At 63.0% G+C, this 24,815-nt stretch carries 21 protein-coding genes; 7 read left to right on the top strand and 14 right to left on the bottom strand.

The genetic code is table 11. The features are described from left to right. Positions 1–405: 405 nt before the first annotated feature. On the top strand, positions 406–1,395 hold the full coding sequence (locus tag G3I17_RS21970; protein ID WP_164599252.1) for a hypothetical protein: 990 nt from the start codon (positions 406–408) through the stop codon (positions 1,393–1,395). Between the two features lie 183 nt (positions 1,396–1,578). On the opposite strand, the gene G3I17_RS21975 is transcribed toward G3I17_RS21970, so the two are convergent. From G3I17_RS21975 to G3I17_RS22030, 12 genes are all read right to left on the bottom strand, one after another. Further along, positions 1,579–4,851, bottom strand: coding sequence for a type I restriction endonuclease subunit R (locus G3I17_RS21975; protein WP_164599254.1), 3,273 nt, complete (start codon positions 4,849–4,851; stop codon positions 1,579–1,581). After that, the gene (locus tag G3I17_RS21980) at positions 4,848–6,029 is read right to left on the bottom strand and encodes a restriction endonuclease subunit S (protein ID WP_164599256.1); all 1,182 of its coding nucleotides are present in this window, start codon (positions 6,027–6,029) and stop codon (positions 4,848–4,850) included. Before G3I17_RS21980 ends, G3I17_RS21975 begins: the two co-directional genes overlap by 4 nt. Continuing rightward, on the bottom strand, positions 6,022–7,662 hold the full coding sequence (locus G3I17_RS21985) for a class I SAM-dependent DNA methyltransferase (protein ID WP_164599258.1): 1,641 nt from the start codon (positions 7,660–7,662) through the stop codon (positions 6,022–6,024). Before G3I17_RS21985 ends, G3I17_RS21980 begins: the two co-directional genes overlap by 8 nt. A 42-nt stretch (positions 7,663–7,704) precedes the next feature. After that, the gene (locus tag G3I17_RS21990) at positions 7,705–9,870 is read right to left on the bottom strand and encodes a hypothetical protein (RefSeq protein WP_203590590.1); all 2,166 of its coding nucleotides are present in this window, start codon (positions 9,868–9,870) and stop codon (positions 7,705–7,707) included. An 869-nt stretch (positions 9,871–10,739) separates the two neighbouring features. After that, complete coding sequence (locus G3I17_RS21995; protein WP_239062778.1) at positions 10,740–11,696, bottom strand: hypothetical protein; 957 nt, start codon at positions 11,694–11,696, stop codon at positions 10,740–10,742. Positions 11,697–11,707: 11 nt separating this feature from the next. Then, on the bottom strand, positions 11,708–12,730 hold the full coding sequence (locus G3I17_RS42185) for a glycosyltransferase (protein ID WP_164599260.1): 1,023 nt from the start codon (positions 12,728–12,730) through the stop codon (positions 11,708–11,710). Beyond that, on the bottom strand, positions 12,730–14,022 hold the full coding sequence (gene serS, locus G3I17_RS22005) for a serine--tRNA ligase (protein WP_164599262.1): 1,293 nt from the start codon (positions 14,020–14,022) through the stop codon (positions 12,730–12,732). Before serS ends, G3I17_RS42185 begins: the two co-directional genes overlap by 1 nt. Before the next feature lie 78 nt (positions 14,023–14,100). Then, a complete protein-coding gene (locus G3I17_RS22010) occupies positions 14,101–14,703 on the bottom strand; it encodes a histidine phosphatase family protein (protein WP_164599264.1) in 603 nt (200 codons plus the stop codon). Beyond that, on the bottom strand, positions 14,691–15,623 hold the full coding sequence (locus tag G3I17_RS22015) for an aminoglycoside phosphotransferase family protein (RefSeq protein ID WP_164599266.1): 933 nt from the start codon (positions 15,621–15,623) through the stop codon (positions 14,691–14,693). Before G3I17_RS22015 ends, G3I17_RS22010 begins: the two co-directional genes overlap by 13 nt. Next, positions 15,623–16,873, bottom strand: a complete 1,251-nt coding sequence (locus tag G3I17_RS22020; RefSeq protein ID WP_164599268.1) for a methionine adenosyltransferase — start codon at positions 16,871–16,873, stop codon at positions 15,623–15,625. The genes G3I17_RS22015 and G3I17_RS22020 overlap by 1 nt, the downstream gene beginning before the upstream one ends. Positions 16,874–16,928: 55 nt before the next feature. Then, a complete protein-coding gene (locus tag G3I17_RS22025) occupies positions 16,929–17,993 on the bottom strand; it encodes an aminoglycoside phosphotransferase family protein (protein WP_343238373.1) in 1,065 nt (354 codons plus the stop codon). Between the two features lie 170 nt (positions 17,994–18,163). Further along, positions 18,164–18,850, bottom strand: coding sequence for an HAD hydrolase-like protein (locus G3I17_RS22030; protein ID WP_164599271.1), 687 nt, complete (start codon positions 18,848–18,850; stop codon positions 18,164–18,166). Between the two features lie 104 nt (positions 18,851–18,954). Between G3I17_RS22030 and G3I17_RS22035 the strand changes: the two genes are divergently transcribed. The 6 genes from G3I17_RS22035 to G3I17_RS22055 all read left to right on the top strand — a co-directional run bounded on the left by G3I17_RS22035 (position 18,955) and on the right by G3I17_RS22055 (position 23,846). Next, positions 18,955–19,734, top strand: a complete 780-nt coding sequence (locus tag G3I17_RS22035) for a helix-turn-helix transcriptional regulator (RefSeq protein WP_164599273.1) — start codon at positions 18,955–18,957, stop codon at positions 19,732–19,734. Next, complete coding sequence (locus G3I17_RS22040) at positions 19,721–20,188, top strand: NUDIX domain-containing protein (protein ID WP_164599275.1); 468 nt, start codon at positions 19,721–19,723, stop codon at positions 20,186–20,188. Before G3I17_RS22035 ends, G3I17_RS22040 begins: the two co-directional genes overlap by 14 nt. Positions 20,189–20,203: 15 nt before the next feature. Next, complete coding sequence (locus G3I17_RS22045; protein ID WP_343238374.1) at positions 20,204–20,746, top strand: HD domain-containing protein; 543 nt, start codon at positions 20,204–20,206, stop codon at positions 20,744–20,746. Positions 20,747–21,250: 504 nt separating this feature from the next. Continuing rightward, the gene (locus G3I17_RS39940) at positions 21,251–21,967 is read left to right on the top strand and encodes a hypothetical protein (protein ID WP_203590592.1); all 717 of its coding nucleotides are present in this window, start codon (positions 21,251–21,253) and stop codon (positions 21,965–21,967) included. After that, positions 21,961–22,602 (top strand): site-specific integrase, encoded by a 642-nt coding sequence (locus tag G3I17_RS39945; protein WP_203590593.1) that lies wholly within the window; start codon positions 21,961–21,963, stop codon positions 22,600–22,602. Before G3I17_RS39940 ends, G3I17_RS39945 begins: the two co-directional genes overlap by 7 nt. A gap of 665 nt (positions 22,603–23,267) precedes the next feature. Further along, entirely contained in the window at positions 23,268–23,846 is a 579-nt protein-coding gene (locus G3I17_RS22055; RefSeq protein WP_164599277.1) for a hypothetical protein, read from the top strand. A gap of 400 nt (positions 23,847–24,246) precedes the next feature. On the opposite strand, the gene G3I17_RS39955 is transcribed toward G3I17_RS22055, so the two are convergent. After that, a complete protein-coding gene (locus G3I17_RS39955) occupies positions 24,247–24,597 on the bottom strand; it encodes a hypothetical protein (protein WP_203590595.1) in 351 nt (116 codons plus the stop codon). A 92-nt stretch (positions 24,598–24,689) separates the two neighbouring features. After that, positions 24,690–24,815: a hypothetical protein gene (locus G3I17_RS41710; protein WP_275402516.1), complete on the bottom strand. Its 126-nt coding sequence runs from the start codon at positions 24,813–24,815 to the stop codon at positions 24,690–24,692.

A 24,815-nucleotide genomic window follows, 5' to 3' on the forward strand; every position in this document is an offset into this window, starting at 1 on the left:
GTCCTGGCGTCAATAGTGGCCCTGCCTGGTATCCCTGTTGCCCCAAGTTGGGCGTGAGCTCCGAATGACCCGGTTGCGGTCACGCTAGGGGCGGTGGAGCGCCGTTGATGAGACCTGAGACGAACCCAGGCCGTTCCTTGGGCCGAGACAAGCGTTGGAGGGCGCTGGCTACGCACGCCCGATTCTCTCGACGGATGCGCCAGCTTGGGATGGCTAGTGACGCCGCGGGTTGCCCCTTGACCCGGCTGTGTATCATCATCGGTGGCAAGGGGCTCGGGAATGTACCTGAGCATCCACCAGATCTCTTCGAGACACGGAGCGCGGGACTATGCCTGCGCCACCGTCTCTGTCCCCGTACCTCGTTCTCGTCCTCGGGGCGTCATGCGCCGAGGCAGGAGGAAACCTGTGACGATCTATTCCCAGCACCCAAGCCGTGGCAAGGTCCAGATCCTCGCCACCTACCAAGGACCGAGCGGCGTTCTGTCCGCAACTGTCACCAGCGTTGAGAACCAGGCTGTTGCCGGCCCGATCGTCGACGCGCTGAACCGCGTCTCGGCGTACACGACCGTGCCGGTCAGCGTCCAAGACGAGCGAGACGACCGCTATCGCCGCTATCCCACCGACCACATCGATGCGCTCGTGGATCCGGAGGCCCGGCTCGCGCTGCGAGTCGGCGCGCATAGCCTCTGGTATCAGCACGTCATGCTGCGTCTCGCCAATGCCCTCAAGGACCTGGACGAGGCGACAGCTGCCGCCCCATCGCCTGTACGAACTGCGATAGCCGCCGAGCTGGAAGTCGAGGCGCGCGACCTAAGGCATGGGTTGGCCGAGTTTTCCGAGGGCGTGAGACCGCCTACGGATGAGCTTCGCCGGGTATGGGACAACGACGCGCCGTTCGTCACTTCGGAGGAGGCGTTGAGCGATGCGACTCGGCATCGTCTGGACGAGCAAGAAGACGAAGGGGATGCCGCGGATCGTCGCCGGGCGGTCGCCGACCTGCAACTGCTCTACGACGCGTACGTCAAGTCCACCAATACCGGAGCGCGGTTGGAGCTCGGCGAGTTCCTCGTCGAGGACGACCCTTGGGGCGACGAACGTGACAACTTCTTCCTCGATATATCAGCGCCACTTCCGGATGAAGATTCGCCGCAGGATGCCTGGAGCGTCGGCATCTACCGATGGGTGCCCGACGACCCCGACGAGGAATACGGCGCAGCCTCTGGCGATTCAATCCTCGCGTGTCGTCGGTCGACCACACCTGACCTCGACGAACTGGTCAATCTGCTGAACCTCAGCAGTGGCGACAACGCCCAGCTCGCAGCCTGGGCAGCGACCCCGCTGGGAGAACCTCTTGCTGGTACCACTTTCGTCGTGACTGCTCGCCACACCGACTGAATACCGCCGTACCGAGACCCCTTGGAGCGCCGGCACGCGTCATACTGAAGCGTGCTGGCGCTGTAATGGACCTGCGTTCCAAGTGGGATGCAGCATCGGGAAGAGTGGATCCGCGTGACCTGAGGGTCGGCGTAGGGTCACCGACCCTCAGGATGTTCTTCCGCAATCGCAGTACCTCCTGCGCTAGCCCTGCTTTGCCGCGGGTGCCCAGAGGGCGGCAATGATCTCCATCTGCTTGAGTACCAGGTCGACCGCCTCACGCTCCTCCTCCGGCGGGTAGTCGAACATCGCCAGCACGCGGCGGATGCGGGTACGGAGCTTCGCCCGGACGGGTTCGCGGGAGAGCCAGTCAACGGAGAGGTTCTTCTGGATGTCCTTGACTAAGGCACGGGCGATCTTGGCAAGGGTGTCGTCACCGCCCTCCATCACCTCGGCCATGTCGCGGTGTGCGACGGCGTCGTAGAAGGCCAGTTCGGCGTGGGTCAGCGGCGGGTCGAACCGCTCACCACGGCGGGCCTCCTCGGATACTTCCCGCGCGAGAGCGGCGAGTTCGGCGATGACCTGGGCGCTAGTGAGCTGCTGGAGCATGTACCGCTTCATCAGGTCGTTGAGGCGCTCGGTAAAGCTCTCGTTGCGGACGACGTTGTGCTTGGTCACCTCACGCATCTTCTGCTGGATCATGCGGCGCAGGGCCTCGGTCACGAGGTGCGGAGTCTCGGAGTTCTCCAGCTTGCGCAGCTGCGCCTCGTTGATGCGGGTGATGTCGAGCCGTCCAATCCCGGCCTCTACGTACAGGTCAGTGATCTCGTCGGCGTCGACGATTGAGGCCGCGAGGGCTTGCAGGTAGCGCTGGACCTCGGCGCTGAGCGGATCTCCGTTAGCCTCACGCTGGGCAGCGTCGAGCTTGATCATCCAGGCCCTGACCTCGCTGAAGAATGAGATGTCACGACGCCAGTCATCCATGTCTTCGCAGCGTTCGGCGATCTCCTTGCTCATCGCGCAGACACGGTAGAAGCGGTCCAGCCGAGCGGCACTGTCCTTGAAGCGGACGGAGAGCGGCTTGCTGGGAGGGTCGACCTTGTTCCCCGGGGTCTTCGGGTTGCGCAAGAAGTCAGCGGTTAGGCGCAGCGCCCGCCTGCGGGAGTCAGGGCGGCCGCTGTCGCCGAGCCATACCTTCCAACGACTCCCAGCTAGCAGGCCCTTGATCGTGGCTAGCTCGTTCTTGACCTCGGTGACGGCCCGTTCGATGTCCGCGCCGAGAGTCTGGTCCTTGCGGTCCTGGTCCGAGTACTCACGCAGGGCCTTGGTGAGGTTGTCGGTGAGAGGCGCGTAGCCGACGAGCAGGCCATCCTGCTTGCCGCGGAAACGACGGTTGACCCGAGCGAGCGCCTGCATCAGGTTGGCGCCCTGCATCGGGCGGTCCATGTACAGAGTGTGGATCGGCGGGGCGTCGTAGCCGGTGAGCAGCATCGAGTGGACGATGAGCAGTTCCAGCTCGTCGTCGGGGTCCTTTGCGCGCTTCTGGACGATCTTCTGCTGGGACTTGCGCAGCGAGTGTTTGCGCAAGTGCTCGGGATCGGAGCGGTCGCCGTGGAAGACGATCTTCATGACCCCCTTGCCGACCTCGTCACTGACCCAGACTGGGCGCCGCTCGGCTAGCGCATCGAACACCCGTACGCAGATCTCGCGAGTCGCGCACACAACCATGGCCTTGCCGGGGGCACCGATGTCGGGCTTGACCAGGTCACGGCGCTGCTCCCAGTGCGCGATCAGGTCGTCGGCGAGCTTCGCTAGGCGGTCGGGCGCACCGTAGATGGTGTTCATTGTTGTCGCGTACTGGATGGCGCGGCGGCGCTCGGCGTCGTCCATGCCCTCGGTGAGGGTGTTCGCTTGCTCGTCGAGCGTGTTCGGGTCGACGTCCTTGGGTAGATCGACCTCGATGACACGTGGCTCGTGGAACACCCGGACCGTCGCCCCGTCATCGACGGCGCGCTTCAGGTCGTAAATGTCGATGTACTCGCCGAAGACTGCACGAGTGTCGGCCTCAGCCTTCGAGATCGGCGTACCGGTGAAGGCAAGCAAGGTGGCATGCGGTAGGGCATCCCGCAGATGACGGGCGTAGCCGTCAAGGCTGTCGTAGTGCGAGCGGTGGGCCTCGTCGACGATCACCAATATGTTGCGCCGCTCGGAGAGGAGAGGGTGGGACTTGCCGGCGTCCTTCTCCTCCTTGCTCAGGCCGAACTTCTGGAGGGTAGTGAAGATGATCCCGCCGACGTTGCGCCGCGTCAGCTCGGTGCGCAACTCCTCGCGCGAGTCGACCTGATGGGCCTTCTGGCCGAGCAAAGTCTCGCTGTCGAGAAAGGTGTCGTAGAGCTGGTCGTCTAGGTCATTGCGGTCGGTGATGACGACAATGGTGGGGTTGTTAAGGGCCGGGTGACGAGCGACTAGGGCCGCCGTCTCCACCATCTCCTCCGACTTGCCCGCGCCCTGTGTGTGCCAGACGACACCGGCCTGGCCGTTCGTCCGTGACGCCTCGACGACGGCGTCCACCGCCTTGTTCACCGCGAAGTACTGGTGCGGCTTCGCGATGCGCTTGCCGGAGAGAGGCTCGCCGGGTGTGGGCGGGGGGAAATTGACGAAGTTGCGGCTGAGCAAGAGGAACCGGTCCTGCGTGAAGAGACCGTGCAGGGCCAGGTTCAGTGCCTCGAGGCCGTCGTAGCCGGGCTCGTTGGTGTCGACGCGTTCACCTTCATGGTCAACGTTCCAGGGCGCGAAGTGCTCGTATGGCGTGAACAGTGTGCCGTACTTGGCGGTTATGCCGTCCGAGACCAGGCACAGGATGTTGTAGCGGAACGCGATCGGGAATTCCGCGACATACGTCTGGAGTTGCGCGTGCGCCGACTTGAGGGTCGCGTTCTCGTCGGACGCGCTCTTCAGCTCGATGACAGCCAGGGGCAGACCGTTGACGTACAGGACGATGTCGAAGCGGCGATGACTGCCGTCGGTATCCCTGACCGTGACCTGGTTGACAGCGAGGTAGCTGTTCATGTCGGGGTCCGCGAAGTCGACGAGACGGACGGTCGGGGTCTGCTCGGCGCCGAACTCGTCGGTGTAGGTCAGGCGAACGCCGGCCGTTAGATACTCATGGGCCTGCTTGTTCTCCGGGTAGGCCTCGCGGGATGTCGGATCGGTCGCGATACGCATCGCCTCGTGGACGGCGGTCGAGGTCAACTCCGGGTTCAGCTTCTCAATGGCCGCCTGGAGTTCGTCGTGGAGGATCAGGTCGTCCCAGTCGCGGCGGTGACCGGTGCCGGGGGCGAGGTCTCTTCCGGGCCTGGTTTCCCACGCGAGTTGAGCGAGTTCGTCCAGGGCCAGGTGCTCCCAGGTGGACTCGGTCATTTTGGCATCGAGGTGGGCAGGAGTGTGAGTGGGCTCGTTGCCGCTTTCGGTGGTCATACGGCGTCCTCCACGATCTTCTCGGCGTTACGAACTCGGAGCTTGCCGGACATTAGTTGGGGGAGGAGGGTGTCTCGGAGTGCAGTTAGAGTGAGCGACTCCTGCTCTGCCGCGAGAGCCCTATCCCAAATGGGCCCGAGCTGAGAATCGAGCTTCTGCGCCATGGCGATACTTGGAGTCAAAACCAGCTCGTCAAGGTGACGGCGCTGGATATGACCCATCGTGGTTGCTTTGTCAGCGGCAATCGCTCGGAACTCGTCGAGCTTCAGACGGAGGAGCTCTGCAACAAGCCACGTAGGGCGATCGTCCTTCGGCACAACCTTGAAGATGTGCTGATTGATGATGGCCTCGGGTCGGTACCAGCGAGCAATGGTGAGGGAGCCCGACCAGGCAAAAAGTAGGTCGCCAGGACGCACGAGATGCTTGTCAGGCACCTCAATATCGTTGTAGACGGTCGAGCTTCCAGGGCCGGAATTGAGTTCTGCAATTCGAGCGACCATGCGACCTGTGCCGGTTGCATCCTTCGTGAAGGCGCGCCCGTTAATGAACTCCGCCGCACTAGAGAGCTTTTCTTGTCGGAATTCCTCTGAAACTTCTCTGTGTGCGCCCTCATACCGGGCAGAGATCAGTGAATCCGCAGTGGCCGAGAAATGCCTATTGGCCGTGATTTTGTCATCCATAGCTCCCAGTGTGGCCGCAATTCGCTCTTGATAACTCCGCTCAGGCATCGGCACAGGAATCTCCCGCAGTACGCCAAGGTTGATCTTTTGTGTCACACTCCCACGAAGTCGCGCCGTCAGCCATTCCACAGCCGCAGGAGACTTCAGGTACCAGTTGACGAAGCTGTGGCTGACGGAATCTCCGAGTGCGATGACAGCAACATCGCGGGAGACGTTGAAGCCTGCCATTTCAGTTGGAACGATTGCCGAATGGCCAGGCTCCGCAATCAGATTGATCACTAGTTCGCCACCGTGAAGAATGGTTCGAGAGAATCCGTCACTCACTTCTTGGGTCACGCGCTTCTCGTCATTGAAGACAATCCTATTATTCCGGATGTCGCCGCCTCGGATCACAGGGACGCCGCCCGCAACAAAGTCGCCAACCTTAACGATTCCATAGGTGATGCCACGACTGCGGTCGCAGAGTTCTCCTAGCGGCAGGGTGGGCCACTCAGTCATTGATCCTCCCCAACTGCTCCCGCACAACCGCATCCAGTCGCGCCGACTCATCCAGTTGCGTGAATAGCTCCTGCGTCAGCCGCGCAATCCGCTCCTCCACCGACTCGGCGTCTGGGTCCTCATCCGCCAGTGCCGCTCCGACGTACAAGCCCGGAGCCAGCATGTAGTCGTGCTTCTCGATATCCTCCAGCGTCGCGCTGTAGCAGAACCCCGGAACGTCTTCGTACGTCAGCCCCTTGTCTTTGGCGGACTTGGTGCCCCGCCACGCGTGGTAGGCATCGGAGATCTTTTCCAAGTCATTGTCATCAAAGACTCGCTCCGTGCGATCAATCATCGTGCCCAGCGACCGGGCGTCGATAAACAGCACTCGACTTCGCCTGTCATTGAAAGCCTGCACCCCCTGTGGCGACTTATCCTTGGTCAGGAACCACAAGCACGCCGAAATTGCCGTCGTGCGGAACAGGTTGGCCGGCAGGGCGATCATGCAGGAGACCAGGTCCGCCTCGACCATTGCCGCGCGGATCTCGCCCTCGCCCGACTGCTTCGATGACATCGAGCCGTTCGACAGGACCACGCCCGCGCTGCCCCGGTCACCCAGCTTCGACGCGATGTGTTGGAGCCATGCGTAGTTTGCGTTCGATTGAGGAGGGGTCCCGTACCGCCATCGCCTGTCGTCCGACTTCCGCGCCCAGTCGGACATGTTGAACGGTGGGTTGGCCATCACGAAGTCGGCCTTCAGATCTGGCAGCTTGTCATCCGCGAAGGTGTCTGCCCAGCGGTCGCCGACGCCCTTCGGGTCCATGCCGTGAATGGCAAGGTTCATCTTCGCCAGGCGCCAGGTGCGCTCGTTGGCCTCCTGACCGTAGACCGCGATGTCGTGCGTGTGGTCCTTGCCCTTGCGCCGTTCGACGAACTTGCCGCTCTGGACGAACATGCCGCCCGAGCCGCACGCCGGGTCGTACACCCGTCCCTCGTACGGTTCCAGCACCTCAACGAGCAGGCGGACCACGCTCGCCGGCGTGTAGAACTCGCCGGCTCGCTTGCCCTCGGCACGGGCGAACTTCTCCAGGAAGTATTCGTACGTCTCGCCCAGCAAATCCTGCGCCGGGCGGTCGCCGTGGCCGGTGAAGCGCGCGTCGCTGATGAGGTCGACGAGTTCCTTCAGGCGCTTCTGGTCGACGTTGTCGCGGTTGAAGATCTTCGGGAGGACGCCGGTAAGGGTCTTGTTGGCCTTCATTACGTCGTCCATGGCCTCGTCGAGGAGCTTGCCGACGCCGCCCTCCGCGCTGGCCGCGTTCTCGGAGATGTGGTCCCAGCGGGCGGCCGGGGGCACCCAGAAGACGTTCTTCTCCGTGTACTCGTCCTTCTCCTCCAAGAAGGCCGCCCGGCGGTGCTCGGGGATCCGGGCCAGCTCGGGGTCGGCGGCCAGTTCCTCGCGGCGTTCGGTGAAGGCGTCGGAGACGTACTTCAGGAAGACCAGGCCGAGCACGAACTCCTTGTACTGGGCGGCATCCATGGAGCCGCGGAGCTTGTCCGCGGCCTTCCACAGGATGTCCTGGATCTCCTTGGGGCTTGAGACATTGAGCAGTTCGCCCTGGCCGACGGCTGCCGCGGCTTTCTTGCGGGGTGGCATTGTTCCTTCTTCCGGTGGATGGGTTCCATACAGTGGATTCGGCTACGTAGGGTTGATGGTTCGGGTCTCGCCGAGGATGAGAGTGCCGTCGGCCAGGCCCGCGATCGTCAGGCGATGGGCCTCAGCGAGCGCGTCGGCCTGGGCTTGCAGCAGGCGTTTCCGGCGCTCGGTTTCGGCCAGCAGGGCTTCAAAGCGCAGGACCTCGTCCGGGTCGAGGTCCGGGAGCTGGTACTCCTCAATACGGCGGACCGGACGTACGGCGCTGGGGCTGCGGGCGGTGCCACGGGCCGCGCCGAGCAGGGCTGCGAGAACCCGGGGGGTGAGCGCGCGGGTGGCGCTGGCGTTGACGCGGAGAACGCGGGCCGGGAATGCGACAAGTGAGAAACCGTCGTGGTCGACGTACACGCCGAGGCGGGGGGCGAGGGTGTAGACGATGTCTCCGGGCTCCGTGAGCGCTGCTCGTTCGTACGCCGTCGCCAGCAGCAGGCGGTCGATGCGGCGCTCACCCACGGTTCTTTCGCCGATGATTTCCTCGGGACCCAGGACGGTGTGGTGGCCGTCATGGGTGAGGTGCTTATTGTCGATACGGTGGCCGGGCAGTCGGGTCACCTTGCGTGCGGTGATCAGCTTGCCGAGGGTAGTGCCTATGGGTGGGCGACCGACCCTGCGCATTACGGCCCCTCGGTAGGGGCCCCGCTCGTCCTCGTACCTGCGGGTGTCCGCTGTTGCGCGCTCCAGGAGGGCCTCGGCCTCGGCGATTAGCGCGGGGCGTTCGGTGACCTTGTCGGACCAGATCGCGGAGGCGGGCGGCGCAGGTGGAGCCAGGGAACCGCCGAAAGCCTTGTCCAGGTCGGCGACGGGGACCACGCGGCCGTAGCGTGGGTCGTGACCGTTGAGTCCTCGGAAGCCTTCAGTGCGCCAGAGGAGGACGTCCTCGGCGAGCCGCATGCGCACACCCGATGTGAGTTGTTCCGAGCTGATGTCAGCCAGCAAGACCAGGCCCTCCGCCTGCCGGACGGGACCGCGGGTGAGCGTCCACAGCGCGGGGCGGTAGCCGGGGCGGAAGGGTAGGACCCCGCCGGGAAGCGCGATGACCGACTCGACGATGTTCTCGCGGAGGAGGGCTGAGCGGAGCTGGGCGGCTTCGGTGCTCTTCAACTCGTCGACGAGTGCGTCAGCCGGTCCGAGGACGAGAGCCGTGCAGCCCGGGCGAAGGAGGTAGGCGACGCGTTCGAGCTGCGTCAGAGCGACGACTACCGAGCGGTCTTCGCCGGGATGGTAGGGGAGCTGGGTGACAATGAGGTCGGGATCGGCGAAGCGTTCCTCCAGGTCGGTGCCGGTCTGGACGTCAAGGTCGAGTTCGCCGACGCCCGCCAGCAGGAGCCGACGGCGGGTGATGCGCGTGAGCCGGTAGTCGGGGTCGGCGGCGAGTACGGTGACGCGGCCGCGGTCCTCCGTGTTGTCGAGGAGTGCGGCGAGCAGGTCGCCGACGCGGGCATGCGGGTCGGCGAGGGTGAGGGACTCGCCTCGATCAAGGCGGACGCGGAGGTCGGCGAGCTGGGTGAGTAGGTTGCGAAGCTCCGGGGCGACGGCGTCGGCGGTGAGCGAGTCCAGTCCGAGCCGGGAGCGGGCGCTTAGCAGCCACTCGTACGCGCCGCGCTCGTCGTAGGCGGACTCGACCAGGTCCTCGGCGAACCGGGCGAGCGGGGCCGCTGTGGCGTCGATCGAGCGAAGCTCGCGGAGTACGAAATCGTCCTCGGCGTCGATCCGTTCGGCTCGGCGCAGCAGCGCGGACCAAAGGGCCTCGTCGGCCTCGGCGTCAGGCGAGGAGGCGTTCGCATCGTCGGCCAGTGGCCGGCCGTCGAGCCGGCGCAGGCACAGCAAGCTGCCCAGCGTCTCGACCAGCTGCCACGGCGTGAAACGTTCCCGCAACGCAATGATGCCGAAAAGGGTCAGCTCGGATTGGAGCTCTTGCGGGGCAGCGTTGCCGAGGTCGGAGGCGATGAGCCAGTCAGCTACCTGTACGCCGTCGAACAGTGGCCGCCCGGAGTTCTCGGACACGGCTGCGGGGAATTCCGGGTGGCGTCGGCGCCAGGTGGACACGACAGGGCGCTTCACCCGGGCGAACGTCGCGATGTCGGACATCGACACCAGGAGGCGCAGCGGCCCCGCGGGGCGGAGCGCGGGGTCTGGCAGACCACTAGCCATGGTGCGTATCCCCCCTCATCTATCGTCACCGCAGTCGCTTCGGCCCATTGGAGCGAGCCTTATCTGGCGTCGCTGTTCGTGTGCTGCGGATTCTGGACCGACGCCACAGACGATACGCAACTTCGGCGCTTCAAGGCCTCGATTTGTTGATAACGATGGTTATCAGCATACGAGGCTCAGAAGCTTCCAGGTACCTGTCAGGGTGTAGTGGGACACTCGGACTTCCCGAGTTCACTGGATGGAGGCGGTATGACTCGCAAGAAAAGTGACCGCCGCGATGACCTCATCGCGGCGCCGTTTCTCGCGAAGGGACCAGCAGTTCCTCGGCTTGCAGGGGACAAGGGGGCGAAGGTGTACCTCCTTGGGCGCGATGGCGAGGAGGGCATCTATATTCGCAAAGATGATGGAACTGTCTGGCTTAGGACAGCTGCTCTTGGCGGCCGCTGGTTCAGCGCTGATGCGGCCGCATGGGCGGCCGGCGAGTGGGAGCCAACTCCGGGGGCAAGTCATGACTGGGAGCTGGCTGCGGTGGAAGGGCTGACGTTGGTCGCGACGTGGACGTCCTCGGGCGGCGTTCAGGAAGTGACCCGACCGACCGAGCTCGCTCGGCACTACCTCGGGTGGCCAGTGTCTGCGCCAGATTCATGAAATGACTGTCACACGCCGCCGTAGAAATCTCGCCGCTCGCTGTGCGTGGGCCCAGATACAGGCTTGTCCTCGGTAGCAGTCGCCAGTCGAATGCGAAATGTTGCAGGCTGAGGTGGCGGCCAATCTGTGCACCGATCCTGGGCAGCAGTTGAAGGGGACTGCTGCACGAGTAGGTGACAGGTTCGGTCAGGCGATCGGACTCAATCTCGGGCGGCACTGACTTATCGGGTCCGTTCGTCTTCGATTGCTGACGCGATGGCTGGCCACTCGAGTGTGAGGGGCGACAGCCTTTGCCAGTAGAGGTGTGAGAAGCGGACCATCGCGTCTACTCCGAGGGGAGCTGAGTCGGGCGCGATGGTGTTAATGATTCGGCGGGTTGTGCCGGCGGCACCTCGAGAACCCGGGCGGATGCCGTGGCCGAGTAGGAGGGTTGCTGTGCGTATGGCGTCGAGTGTTGCTGGTGGTGCGGCATTGGCGAAGGGGCCGAAGACCAGGTCCTTCCAGTTGGATCGGGATCTCGCCCAGGCGAGGCGCTCGAGGCCGCTGCCGAGGTCGACGGCCATGCGTTGGGGTTGATTGACGTTCCAGAGGAGATTGATGTCTCCCAGGGTTAGGTCTAGGTGCTTGAAGCGCAGCGTTACGCCGTGGACCTGGTCGCGCTGCCATGTCTTCAGATGACCGTAGACGGTGATGTGGCGGGCGTGCAGGCTGAGTCGGGAGAGGACGGAGAGCCAGATGTCGATGACTCCTGAGAACTCGTCGCGGTGCCTGATCGGCTGGATATGGGAGACGTTGACGAACGAGGTGAGGAATCCGTCGCGTAGTTCTCCGCGGTCGTCACGCTGTCCTGTGAGGCGTACGACCGGCTGAGGCAGGAAGCCTGATCGGTAGACCCTTTCCTGGCCATCTTTGAGGAGGGGGTCGAGTGCCTGGACTGCGGATACGGTGAGGTCGGTGTCGCGTCCCCAACGAAGCGGCAGGGGGTGGGCCCGGTGTACGCCGTGCATCGCGAAGCTGGACTCCAGCACGTCGAGCAGGTCGGCGAAGGTGAGAGAGCGCCGTGGCGGCGTGTAGTTGTCCGAGCGATCGCTATGTCGCGCCATCAGCAGATCGCCTTCGAGACGAATGGTCCATCTGGGGCTGAGAGTCCGGCGGAGTGAATCGGGGATCCAGCCCACCGGATCCGGAATCAGCACTGTGCGGACGTCAGCGCTTCGAAGTGGCGTATGGGATGGAAGCGCTGTTGGCCGATCTCCTGAACCGTCGAGTGTTCAAGTTCTTCGGCTTGAACGATGGCCTCCGCCAGCCGGTGAGCTGCCTTCTCATCGTCCTCGGCAGGATCGGCGACTGCGACGACCCCCGTTTGATCGCACGTGGCTGCGTCGGCGCAGGTGCCTTCTCGCCAGCTGAGCGCCGCCACTGGCGTGCCGGCACGCAGGGCCTCGCCGAAGACTGCGGCGCCCGCCTCGACGTAGTGGCGTGCGTAGGTGTAGACGAATACTGACCCAGCCTGGAGTGCTGCGATCTTTGCGGGCCCGCCCAGCTGGCCGGTCAGTTCGACATGGTCGGCGCCCAGCAGGTGTTTGTGTGCACGCACGTAATCTTCATCGAAGATTGGGCCAACGATGCGAATGCGCCGACCAAGCAGTTCGGCAGCTCTGGCGGCAAGGTGTGGGGCCTTGTCGCTGTCGATTCTGCCTAGCCAGACCAAGTCGTCGCCGGTGGTTGCCTGGGGCTCCTGCTCGCCGATACCGAGGTGGACTGCAAGTTCGGCTATCGGTTGGTGGTCCTCGTAGCGTTCGAGCATCTCGGGCGAGTAGCAGTAGAGACGTGATCGCCTGCCGTCGAAGGCGTCCGCTGAGTGATTGAAGCTCGGTGAGTGCTGAAACGTAGCCACGTCGCAGTCCATTCGCTCCCAGGTACGGACCCATCCGGGGTGTGAGGGGTATTCGTGGCCGACCACGAGCAGGTCGTACGCCGTACGGCGCAGGTCTTGCTCTGCCAGTGAGCCGGCAGTGACGCCTTCCAGGCGAACTGGCTTTCGGGTCCATTCCCGGTCGAGGTCTGGGATCCAGCCTGGTCCGAGAAGGTGAACATCGGCGCCTGCGGCTCGGGCCCCAACAGCAACCGCCCAGAGCCAGCGCTCGATGCCGCCATAGGCAGCGGGTGGAAACGGGTAGTCACTTGGGAAGTCGCAGACGCCGACAAGCACTATTCCTCCGGTGATCCGTCCGCCGCGATGCGGCGGAAGCCGAGATAGGAGACGAGAGATTGCGGGAGCAGGATCGATCCATCTTCTTGCTGGTACTGCTCGATCACCGCAGCAAGGGTCCGGCCGATGGGGAGCCCGGAGCCGTTGAGTGTGGCAACCAGTTTCGGCTTGCCGTCTGCACCGCGGGTACGGATGTTCGCACGGCGGGCCTGGAAGGTTCCGAAGCTGGAGACGGAGGAGATCTCGCGGTAGGTGTTCTGGCTTGGGAACCAGACCTCGATGTCGTAGGTGAGTTGAGCCGAGAAACCGGTGTCGCCGGCTGCGAGCATGACGACCCGGTACGCAAGCCCGAGTTCTTTGAGGCAGGCTTCAGCGTGGCCGAGCATGTTGTCCAGTTCAGCGTCGGCCTGTTCAGGTTCGACGATTCGCACAATTTCGACCTTGGTGAACTGGTGCTGACGGATCAAGCCGCGAGTATCGCGTCCGTATGACCCGGCCTCGGATCGGAAGCATGGTGTACTGGCTGTCATCGCGACCGGCAGTTCCGCGGCCGGGATGATCTCGTCGGCGTAGAGGTTGGTGAGCGGGACCTCCGCCGTTGGGATCAGGAAGAGATCGCGGTCGGCGACGCCTGTCTTGAAGAGATCTGCCTCGAACTTCGGCAGCTGACCGGTCCCGGTCATGGTCTTCCGGCTGACCAGATAGGGGACTGAGTGCTCGATGTAGCCGTGGCGACGGGTGTGCAGGTCGAGAAAAAGCGTGGACAGTGCACGTTCGAGCGCTGCACCTGCTCCTCGGGTTACGGCGAAGCGCGGCCCGGACAGTTTGGTGGCCCGGGCGAAGTCGAGGATTCCAGTCGTCTCGCCAAGATCCACGTGGTCCTTCGGGATGAATGAGAAGGCAGGTTGCGCCCCGACACGTCTGACCTCGGTCGCGAACTCGTCCGAGTCGCCCTCGGGGGTTCGGTCGTCCGGGATGTTCGGAATGCTCAGCAGAAGAGTCGTGAGTTCCTCCTGCACTCCGCCCAGGTCGACCTCGATGTCGTGGATCTGTTCCTTGAGCTTGCGCGCGGTCTCCTTGAGAGCCGCAATGTCGCCGCCAGCGCGTGCCGTCGACTGGACCTCGCTGGCAACCCGCTTGGCCTCGGCCCTGAGCTCGTCGATCGAATGAATACTCTGGTTCCGCCGAGACTGCAGGTCCTCGAGCACCGACAGGTCCAGGCTGTAACCCCGACGGGCCAGTCGACGGACGGCCTCGGGGCCCATCTCGATGAGAACACGAGCATCATGCATGGCGACAATCCTTCATTTCCTGCAGTGGACATGTGCCGTCGAAGTTAGCAGTCAGGCGGCGATCGCTGCCTACGGACGTCACCGATGCAGCTCTGATGGCGCGATCCGATCATGTAGGGCTGTGACTAGGTCCTTCAGTTCGTCGTCAGATAGGGCAAGTGGTTCGACGTACGGCGCTTCAGGGAGAAAGAGCGGAAGCGATTCGAGACGGTGGCTGCTGAGGCCCCAGATCAGTACGGATGTCAGTAGGCCGTGGCCGACTATCACGCGATCGCCGAGATGGTTGGGCATGGTGGCCAACGCGCTGAGCATTCGCAGGATGCCCTCTCGCTGAGACTCGGTTGCTCCTTCGGGCCGCTCATCTGCACCGTGTCGGCTGAGCCACTCCCCATACGAAAGGAACGGGGTGCCCTCGAAGACTCCGTAGTCGAGTTCGTTGAGCTGCGGTTCGACCAGTGGTGCGCGGGTCGATGGCCCCATGAGGAGCCGGCCGGTCTGGCGAGTGCGTGGGAACGCACTGGTGATCCAGGCCTGCACACCGGAGAAGCGCGAAGAAGCTTGTGCCTGACGGCATGTCTGGCGCCCTACGTGATTCAGCAGGATCGAATAAGTAGGATCGCCATTTACGCGGTGTTGGACGCTGTAGTCCGTCTGAGCGTGGCGACAGATCAAGTTGACCACGAGCTTCTCCCCTCGTCGTTCCGGACGAACGCGGTGGCCGTGTCGCCCAGCAACGAAGCTCTCGGATCGTGGGTTTCGAGGTAATAGAGGAGCCCGTCCAGGAACAGGACTGTGCACCACCGACGGATGGCTTGAACTGGCAGACCCGAGATCCGCTGAGCAAGCGCCAACCGATCTTCGAAACCGCGTTCAACCTCGTAGTACACGACCCAGAAGGCCCAGTCGAAGGCCTCCGATCCCAGCATCGGCAGCGGGTCAAGGAAAACTGGTTGCTGGATGTCTGCGAACAGCACGTTCTCGCGGTAGAGATCTCCGTGAAGCAGGGTTTGTCTGGCCCCCTCTGGATGACCACCGGCAACCTCTCGTAGAGCATGGAGGCCGGCCTGGGCCACCGGCCGCCATTGGCCGAGGTCCTGATCGCCCAGCCGTTTCCAAACCCGCGGGGTCACCTCGCCCTGTATGTAGTCGGTAAGGAGTGGGAAGCTAGCAAGAGTCTGCTGACGGCCGAAGGTATGCAGGCGCTGCAGCGCCTCCGCTACCAGTGCGAGCTCGTCGACGGGGCGAACGCGACCGCCTGGTTCCTGGCCGACCATCTCCAAGGCGGCCGCACACAAGTCATCCGCTGTCTCGATCACCTCTACGGCCGGTCCACCAGCCCAGTGCCGAAGCGCCGCGACCTCATGTCGATACCGCGCCGGATCGGTCCATGCCTTGACCATCAGTCGTCGACCATGCTGGCCGACCGCGGTCGACACAACTGACGCGTGACCAGCGTCGTGGTAGTTCATCAGCGACAAACCCCACCGAGCAGCCGCGACTTGGAGCAATCCGGGCGCCTCCTCGACCCACTCAAGAGCTGCTGCTCCGTAGTGTCCGACAAGCCTTCGCCGGCAGCCTTCGGAAACCTCCCCAAGGTTCATCAGCTCAACACGATCCCGTTGGCCACCAGCTCGTCAGTCACGGCAGGAAAGCTTGCCAGAGCGTCAGTGACAAGCGCCCGAACCTTGTCCATGTCAGCGGTGTCGTCCGTGAGGCGTACCAGGACACGCCAGGGCTGATCGAGCCGCTGGCCGGTCAAGCTGACAAGGTGCACTTCTGCGTGGTCTCCGGTCTCGTCGGACAGCCGCTCCGCCAGTCGTTGGGCAACGATGTTGTAGAGCTTTCCCACGTGGTACACGGGATTCTTGCCGTTGGCACCTTCCAGGTTCATCGGCCGGAGCGGGGTAATCAGACCGTTCACACGATTGCCTCGGCCGACCACGCCTTCGTCGCCGGACTCGATCGAGCTGCCGGTATGTGTCAGATACAACTCGTCACGATCGGGAACATCCCGCGCATTGAGGCGGAAACGTACTTCGGAATCTGGCAGCCGTGCTGCGGCTAGCCGGTAGCACTCCTCGCGCACGACCTCGAGGTTTCTCACATACTCGGTGCGGTTGCTGACGAACCTCGACTTCTGCGGTACGCAGAGGACGACGTCGGCGAGGTCTCCGTCGCAGTAGCCCATAAGTTTCACGTCCGATCCGCACCAGGGATGGGCAAGCGTGAACTCGGATCGTCCCGAGAAGTAGTTGACCAGCTCGCGAACGAACGATTCGAAGGGGTTCTCTGGTGCCCAGCCAGTCCCCAGCGAGGTGTCGTTCGACAACCGGATTCGTCTCTCACGGAGATCTTCGATCGAGCGTGGGTTGAACCACCGGACACGGTCCGGAACGGAGCCGTCCGTGATCACCGCGCCTGGGCTGGAGTTGCTGGTGATGTTGAAGACGATGTCGAGATGATTCGTTAGCTCGGGCAGGCGGTCGCCGAAGAATGCCCGGACTTCGGCTTCGACCAGTTCCGCGACCGGGATCGCCTCATCCCCGCACGTGTGCGCGGCCCGGCCGTTAACGAGGACCCGTACTGGAGCTGTCATTCGACCAGCGCCGTAGCGAACCTCGCATGCACCACCGAGGAGGGCAAGTTTGTCGAAGTTGTGGTGCAGGACTGCACCGAAGTGGTCCAGGGTGTAGCGACTGTAAGCGCGTGACAGACGCTCTGCCAGGTGGTCGGCGAGCGTGTCCGGATGACCGATCCCTTTACGCTCAACGATCGTGGTTGTTCCCGGTCGAGTCGTGCCGGTCTCGATGACGATGCGGCCGGGGCCGGAGGCAGTACTGGATCGTGGCATATCAGGTCCAATCTCAGAGTCAACTGGAGTACCGCAAGGTGGCGTAGAGCTGGCGTCAGCGAGGGACGCCGCGAGCTCGTAAAATGGCGATGAGTTGCATGAGCCTCTGACAGGCTGTGACTGGGTTCGCCTCAAGGCTGAGTTCATCGAGGTGGCGCGATGGGATGAGCGCTAGGTCGCCAGTGCGGCGGCGATCCGCCCATCGGATCAGTCGCCAGGCCAAGACGGCACCGGGCGTGCTGAGCCGGCTGAGCAAGGTGAGCGTCATTGGTTGGACGACATGCCCGTCGTAGAGCAAGTCGCGAAGCACATGGAAGACGACATCCGCGCTGTCGCATACTGCCGGCCCTCGGCTGCAGGCCTCCCAATCGACGACATGAACTTCGTTGTCCGTCACCAGGAAGTGTTCGGCCTTCAAATCACCGTGGAGGTAAACGGTGGGATCAGCTTCGACGATCGACAATCTCTCGTGAATGGCGCTCCACCAAGAGTACGTTCGACAACGGTCAGTTAGCTGACCAAGCATGAACTGCCGGTTTCCCGATGGAATCTCGCTGCCTGGTTGGCTCCAGCCGATGCCAGGCGTTAGCCCGACGGCGTGGGCCTCAAGTCGTGCAGTCAGGTTGCGCGCGTGTCGCAGGTACCGCCGAAGAGCCTGGCCAGTGCGGACAGGGTGCACGGATCCTGGGACAACGCTCAAGATGGTCCATGGCTCATCCGCACGGATGCCGGTTGCGCGCACCTTGGGGACTGCGATTCCCCAATGAGTCGCGAGCTGTAGAGCTTCGGCTTCGGCAAGCTGTCGACGGTACGGTTCGATTCCGCGATAGGTCTTCAGGATGCTGTGTCGGTCGACGGACCAACGTGTGACAGAGAAAGGTTTGACGACCGATTCGGAGGACCATTCAAGCCGCGGATCCGAGTCTGGCTCACGGCGCCAGCTGGAACAGCGGGCAGACGCAGGCGCAGGGTCCGGTACGTCTGCCCGCTGGCTCAACGGGTTACTTGCCTTGTGCTGGGAGGGACTGCCCGGGCCTTCAACTCGCATCTTTGGCAAGTTGTCCGCGCCCTCACACCTGGCGGTCTTCATTACCTGCACCCCTCCCAACACCTTCGGCATTGTTTGATGTGGAGGACCGTACGGAAGGCGCGGGGGACGGCATCACCACCGCGAGGGACGCTGTCGGGACGTCCTGAGGTCGCAGAACGTCCTCGGGATCTTCGTTGCGTCAATCACCGGTGCGTCGATTGGCGATCGTCAACCCTGCAGAGCTGCGGCGCTGAGCCGTGCTATCTGCCCAGAATCACTGAGACCGCGTGATCGATATCCGAGAGGTCCCGGAGGACGACGTTTGCGCCAGCGGCGCGGAGTTCCGATTCGGAGTCGACCCCGGTTGCGACAGCTACGATCCGCGCGCCGCCTTGGCAGGCGGCTTCTACGTCGCGTGGGGTGTCGCCGATCACTGTTGTGTTGCTCTCGTCGAAAACCGCGTTGTAGAGACGCTCCGCGCGGGCTTTCGCAAGCCGGACCAGGTCGTGCCGATCTTCGCTGTCTCCGCCGTAGGCGCCGGCAGCCATATCGAAAAATCCTTCAAGAGCGAATGCGGCGAGCTTGATCGCTGCATTTTGCGCAATATTTCCGGTGACCACGGACTGGACTACTTCTGCCCGGGTGTGGATCTGCTTCAGCACCTCACGTACCCCGGGGAGCACGTAGCCGACCTCACGTAGCTTGGGCTGAAGCTCGGCGCCAGCAGCCTGAAGCGCATCATCGGTTCGTGGCCACCCAGGGTCAGGCACCGAGTCCGACACAAACATCTTCCGCATGATCAGGCGATCCGTCATGCCGGCCGTAATCGGCGGATTGATGGGAGGCCGACTGGCTAATCGACTGAAGGCTGAAGAATAGATCGCCTTGCTGATGCCCGAATTCTCGATCAGCGTGTGATCGACATCCCACAGCAGTAGCTGGCTCACCATCCCGACCCTACGGCCTGCTGCGCGCAAAGACCTCACCCGAGACACATGGGACGTACGGGACGCCCTTGATAAGTCCCTGAACGTCCTGAATGATACAGAGGATGAATGAGCGGCTACGAACCGTGATGAGTCAGCGCGGCCTTAGTGTGCAGGCGCTTGCTGAGGCGTGTGCTGTGGATCCGAAGACCGTAGAGCGCTGGCTGTCCAAGAGCCGCGTTCCGCACAGGCGGTACAGGTGGGTTGCTGCCAACCTGTTGGGGTCCGATGAGACCTACCTTTGGCCTGCCATCGTCGACCAGCAGCAGCATCGCCGCAAGATTGAGGCGATGTCCGAGTTGGTTCGTCTGTATCCAAATCGGGCGGCAATGTCGTTGCAAGCCTGGCGGACGCTCATCGATGAATCGACGGAAGCAATCGATGTGCTGGTGTATAGCGGCACGTTCTTTTCGCAGATGCCAAATATCAGTCGCGCTCTCGAGGCGCGCTCCCGTGTGGGCGTCAGAATCCGGATTTGTTTTGGTGATCCAGACTGTGATGCTGTCGTGCGACGAGATGAGGAGGAAGGCTTGGAGGGCACGCTGTCTTCGAAGATCCGCGCGGCGCGGACGTATTTTCGGTCTATCGTGTCAACTGAAGGCTGTGAAGTTCGTCTGCACCAGACGACCCTCTATAACTCAATCTTCAGGTTCGATGACAACCTGTTGGCAAATCCGCACGTTTGGGGCCATCCCGCGAGTATGAATCCTTTGCTGCACTTTCGCCGCGTGGATCCGATGGCCGCTGGTCTCTTTGATCACTATTGCGACAGTTTCGAAGCCGTCTGGGCGTCTGCCGTTCCGTGGGTTCCCAAGGCTGGAAGGATTCAAGATGCCGCGAACTGAGTACTACAACGACCCTGATGCGCCGAAACCAAATACGCTGATTCCGGCGTGCAACATGGCTGTGGTCGATGATCGTGGTCGAATCCTTTTGCAGCGACGCCGAGACACGGGCCAATGGGCGCTACCGGGTGGTGCTCAGGAGCTGGGTGAGACGCCGAGTGCATGTGCGATCCGTGAGTGCATGGAGGAGACCGGTGTTACTGCCGAAATTACTGGGCTCCTTGGCGTGTTCTCGGATCCGGGCCATATCGTCAGATATGACGACGGTGAGACGCGTCAGGAGTTTGAAATAACGATGACTGGCCGCCCGGTCGCGGGGAAGCCGACGATCAATGACGAAGCCAGTGATGTTGCTTGGTTCACCTTTGACGAGCTGGCAGAGCTGGATATTCATCCGTCGATGACGCGCCAGATCGATGCCTACCGGGACGGCGTCCGTTCGCATGTCGACTGAGACGGCGTTGGTCGCGTGGGCGGCGACTGTTGCGCAGGGCCTGCTAAGAACTCACTTCCCCGTCGCTGGGCTCACACGATCGGAGTAGCGGAGGCGGCGAGAGAGCTCGCTCCAGCACTCCGGGGTCTGGATAACAGTCTTGAGGCAGCAGCCTGGCTTCACGATATTGGGTACTCGCCAGTGATCGCCACATCCGGGTTCCATCCCGTCGACGGCGCGCGCTACCTGCGAGACAGAACCGATTGTGACTCAACGATCTACTGCCTCGTGGCACATCATTCGGGATCGGAGTTCGAGGCTTCAGAACGCGGGCTTCCGCCGCTGCGCGAGGAGTTCGGCGTACCTGATCGAGTTTTGCTCGACGCGCTGACTTGCGCTGACATGACCACTGGGCCAACTGGCAGCCGAGTCACCGTAGACCAACGCTTGGATGAGATTCTGACGCGCTATGCGTCAGACCATGTAGTCCACAGATCGGTTGAGCGGGCATCTCCGAACCTGCGCTCAGCAGTGGAAGCTACCCGGAGACTCGCCCATTCCAGTCAAGGCGGCATGTGAGGCGGAGGTCCGCTGAGGTCGACCACGGTCCCTTCGCTGGCCAGCGGCGCTAGGGTCCAGTAGTGGCAAGCCGACCCGGGCGCACCTCCAGCTTGGTCAGTCGTTGGTGTGAGCGACGCGACTTTGAGAAAGCCGCGTATCAAATCGCACCCTCCACCACTGCTGAAGGGTGCGATTAGGTACGTGCCGCAGCCGCCCACGGCACGCCAAAAAGTACGCGCCAAAGTACGGAAAGCGAGAGCTCCCCAGTGATCCCTGACGAACCGACCTGAGCCCCAAAGGGTCCAGTCAATCGTGCTCTGACCAGGCGGTTCATAGCGGGACAGCTCTCTGACCAGGCATTATGTCGAGAACGCTTGGATAGTGAGAAGGTCATCGGTTCGATTCCGATAGGCGGCTCCACCAGAACCCCCAGGTCAGAGGCCAGTTTCCTCGCCCTGGGGTTTGGTCTTTCTGGCTCGCGTGGTGCGGGTCGTGGTGCGAGTGGGTCCTATCACCCACCGCATGGCCAAGGAAAAGGCGAGGCCCAAGCGGACTCCGGGCGAGATCGAGGTGCTGCCGTCTGGCTCCCTCAGGGTCAAGCTCTACGCCGGGATCGACCCGATCTCCAAGGACCGTGTGTACCTTCGGGAGACCGTCCCGGCCGGGTCAGATGCCGACAAGGAAGCCGAGAAGATCCTCGTCCGGTTCCGGAACGAGGTCTACGAGCGCCGGCATCCCCGAACGAACGCGACGGTGGAACAGCTCATCGAGCGCCATCTCGCCGACGCCAAGCTTGGCTTCAAGACTCGCAAGAACTACCGCAGTCAGGCAGACAAGCACATCCTCAAGTGCCTCGGCGCACAGAAGGTGAGCGCCATCGATGCTGAGATCACAGACTCGTTCTACGCAGAGCTACGTCGCTGCCGCGACCGCTGCGACGGCCGGCCTCAGATCCACCACCGCACAACTCAGCAACACGAGTGCGGCGAGCGATGCAAGCCGCATGCATGTAAGCCGCTGAGCGAGTCGAGCATCCTCTACATTCACCAAATCCTGAGCGGAGCCTTCCGGCGGGCTGTTCGCCTGAAACGGCTGTCCGGTAGTCCCATCGACTTCGCAGAGCCGCCAGCGGCCCCAAATCGAACGCGAGGCCGCCGTCGGCCGCCGATGCTGCGCGCATCGTTACGGAGGCCTGGAAGGACCCGGAGCGGGGCACACTCATCTGGCTCACGATGGTGACTGGCAACCGCCGCGGCGAGCTGTGCGGAACCCGGTGGCGCCACGTCGACCTCGCTACAGGCGTACTCCATGTCCAGCGCGCGATTGGACAGTACGGAGGTACGACATGGGAGAAAGACACCAAGAACGAGGAAGACCGCCGGATCGTTCTGGACCCCGAGACGGTTCTAGTCCTATCCGAGCACCGTGAACGTTGTGTCGCTCGCGCGGCCGCCCTCGGAGTCAAGCTCGCAGGAGATGGGTTCGTCTTCTCTCGCGACGCTAATGGCGCAGGCCACCTCAAGCCAGATTCAGCCACGCAGCGATACGGCCGACTGGTGGAACGGCTGGGGATCGATACTTCGATCCACAAACTGCGCACCTACAATGCCACCGAGTTGCTCGCGGCTGGTCTGGACATACGGACAGCCGCCGGCCGCCTGGGTCACGGCGGCGGCGTCACAACCATGAAGCACTACGTGCCGTGGACGACGGAGGCCGACCAGCGCGCGGCCGGAACCATCACTCCTCGGGACCTTGCCCGTAGGGCTGCCGATCCCGTCAGCCAAGCCACTGGCCCGGGAGCACGGCATCTCGTCGTCGACGGCGCAGCGAGCGGTGCAGATGCTCAGCCAGTGGGGCCTCGTTCGGGTTGAACCCGGGATGCCGACCCTAGTGGCGCCTCAAACAGTTGATCAGACTGCTGTGCCGATCGAGATGGCGTCGCACTCCGACGACACTGAACGATCGCCCGTCGATGACGCCGGCGGACAAGTCGGACCGCGGCAGCTCGACCTTGAAGTGCGCCGACTCGGCGTGGCAATTGCGACGCTTCGCACGCAGGCGGCTGATCCCGCCGACAGCGAGTCTCTACATCGCCTCCTGCTCGGTGCAGTAAAGCGACACGGATGCCAGCCGTCGGAGGTTGACGACTTCGAACTCATCGTTCGGTCTAGCGGTGACCACGTGGTGCTCGCCACGTACGTTGCTGCTGCCCCATGGAAAGCAGGATTCTCAGCGACGTAGGTGAGACAGTCTGGCCGACTCGACGACCAACCGCTGTCGCATCGGTCGGGCAGGACGCCTGCGGTCAGTTTTTGACTGGGCGATTTCTCTTTGGATTGTAACGACTGGCAGATCCTGCCGATTACCTCAGTAGCCGTGCGGCGTGGGCCGCAGGCGCACTTTGGGGGATGAATTCATGGATCCAATAACTATAGCTGCTGTCATTGCTGCCGCGAGCGCTGCTGGAGGCTTGCCCGCGATAAGTCAGTTTCTCCGGAAGGGATTGGACAGGTCGGTTGCGGTTGAGCGCAACAGGTTGCAGACCGAACTTCTCGGACCGGAGTCTGTTCACTCTGCAGATTCTGTTCCGGGCGAAGTGGAGGGTCGCCACCGTGAGTCCCCCGAGGCGGACGCAGAGCGCTTCGCCAAGTTGCTAATTGAGTACTATGCGCATGGATTGGCGCAGGCCAAGCGGAGTTCTGTCGCAAGCATGATCTCCTCTGGAGTTGGCCTGGTGGTTCTAGTTGGTGGTATTACGATGGCAATCCTCGGGTCGGTCGCGCCTGCAGTGATTGTCACCTTGTCTGGGATCATCACCAATGGAATAGGAATTCTATTCCATCAGCAAGGAGACAAGGCGTTGCAGCACATGGAATTGCAGACGCTGAACCTGCGGTCGGACATGAGGTCAGAGCGGGACTCCACTCGCGCGATTGAGTTGATGGACAACGTTGACGACTCGCGGCTACGTGATCAACTCCGCACCGCAGTGATCCTGAGGCTGGCTGATGCTCCGGTGCAATCCTTCATGGCGCAGACCAGAGTAGATCTCACGGTTGGCAATGCAACCTCGGATTCGGTCTCGGATCAGGCCGCCAACGGGCTTGTGCCCTAATCTAGCCTTGGCCGACCTTCGCGGGACTTCGTCTCCGAAAAGGGGTTAGTAGATGGCGGAAACCGGCCGAATCGCCCCGCCACTCTCGCAGACCTTGCCCTGGTCGAGATGAAGCGGTTCTCCAGCCCTGACAGCCTCTATAACGGCGGTTATGGCTGTGGCCACCAGTCTGGGTGTCTCCTCAGGTATGCGGTGTCCAGCTTCGTGGGCCACCACCAGTTCGCCCCGCCAGCGGCGTGCGTACTGAAGCTGCGCAAGTTGCCATCGCTGGTCGACCTCAGCTAGGGAGAGCGGGCGGTAGAGGTCCGGTCGTTTAGCTTTGAACCAGCGCCAGATCGCACTCCCGATCACCACGGTGGGAGGCGCATCAGCCGACCTGGTCGCGCTGTACTCAGCGGCACTAATCGCGATGTCCCACTTCCAGCCGTGACCAGCCCGGGCGGGAATAGCGTCGTCGAGGACTGGCCGTGGGGGACTCGGCGGTCAAATGCGAGCCCGGCGAACAGCGCACCCCGTCGCCAATGACACAGCCGCGCTCGATGGTCAGGTTCGCCGCGAGCTGACTGCCGGAGCCGACCCTGACGGTCGTCCGCAGCAGCGTGTTGTGCCCGATCGTGGTGTCATCGCCAACGGCAGCTCCTGCATAGATCGTGGCCCCGGCTCGCAGCACGATGCCGGCCGTCACGCATGCGGCCAGTAGCGGCAACTTCGGCACCGTGCTGCGAACCGCCAGGGCGGCCGCCGGGCTCACTTTGGCAGATGCCGTGATCTGTCCCAGAGATTTCCGACACCCCGCGCCAGGTACACAAGGCAGTTGGGCGCCCGCCCGAATCTCACTCGTTGCTAGGCAGACACTGATGGGACGAGCGTCAGGCCGTCGCCGACGGCGATCTTGTCGTCCACTGCGCGCGCGTTCAGCTGAAGGACGCCGCCCCGGCGGCTGAACCTCGGCGTCAAACTGCTGAACAT

It is taken from the genome of Streptomyces sp. SID13031, assembly GCF_010548305.1.
In the GTDB taxonomy this organism is placed as follows: domain Bacteria; phylum Actinomycetota; class Actinomycetes; order Propionibacteriales; family Kribbellaceae; genus Kribbella.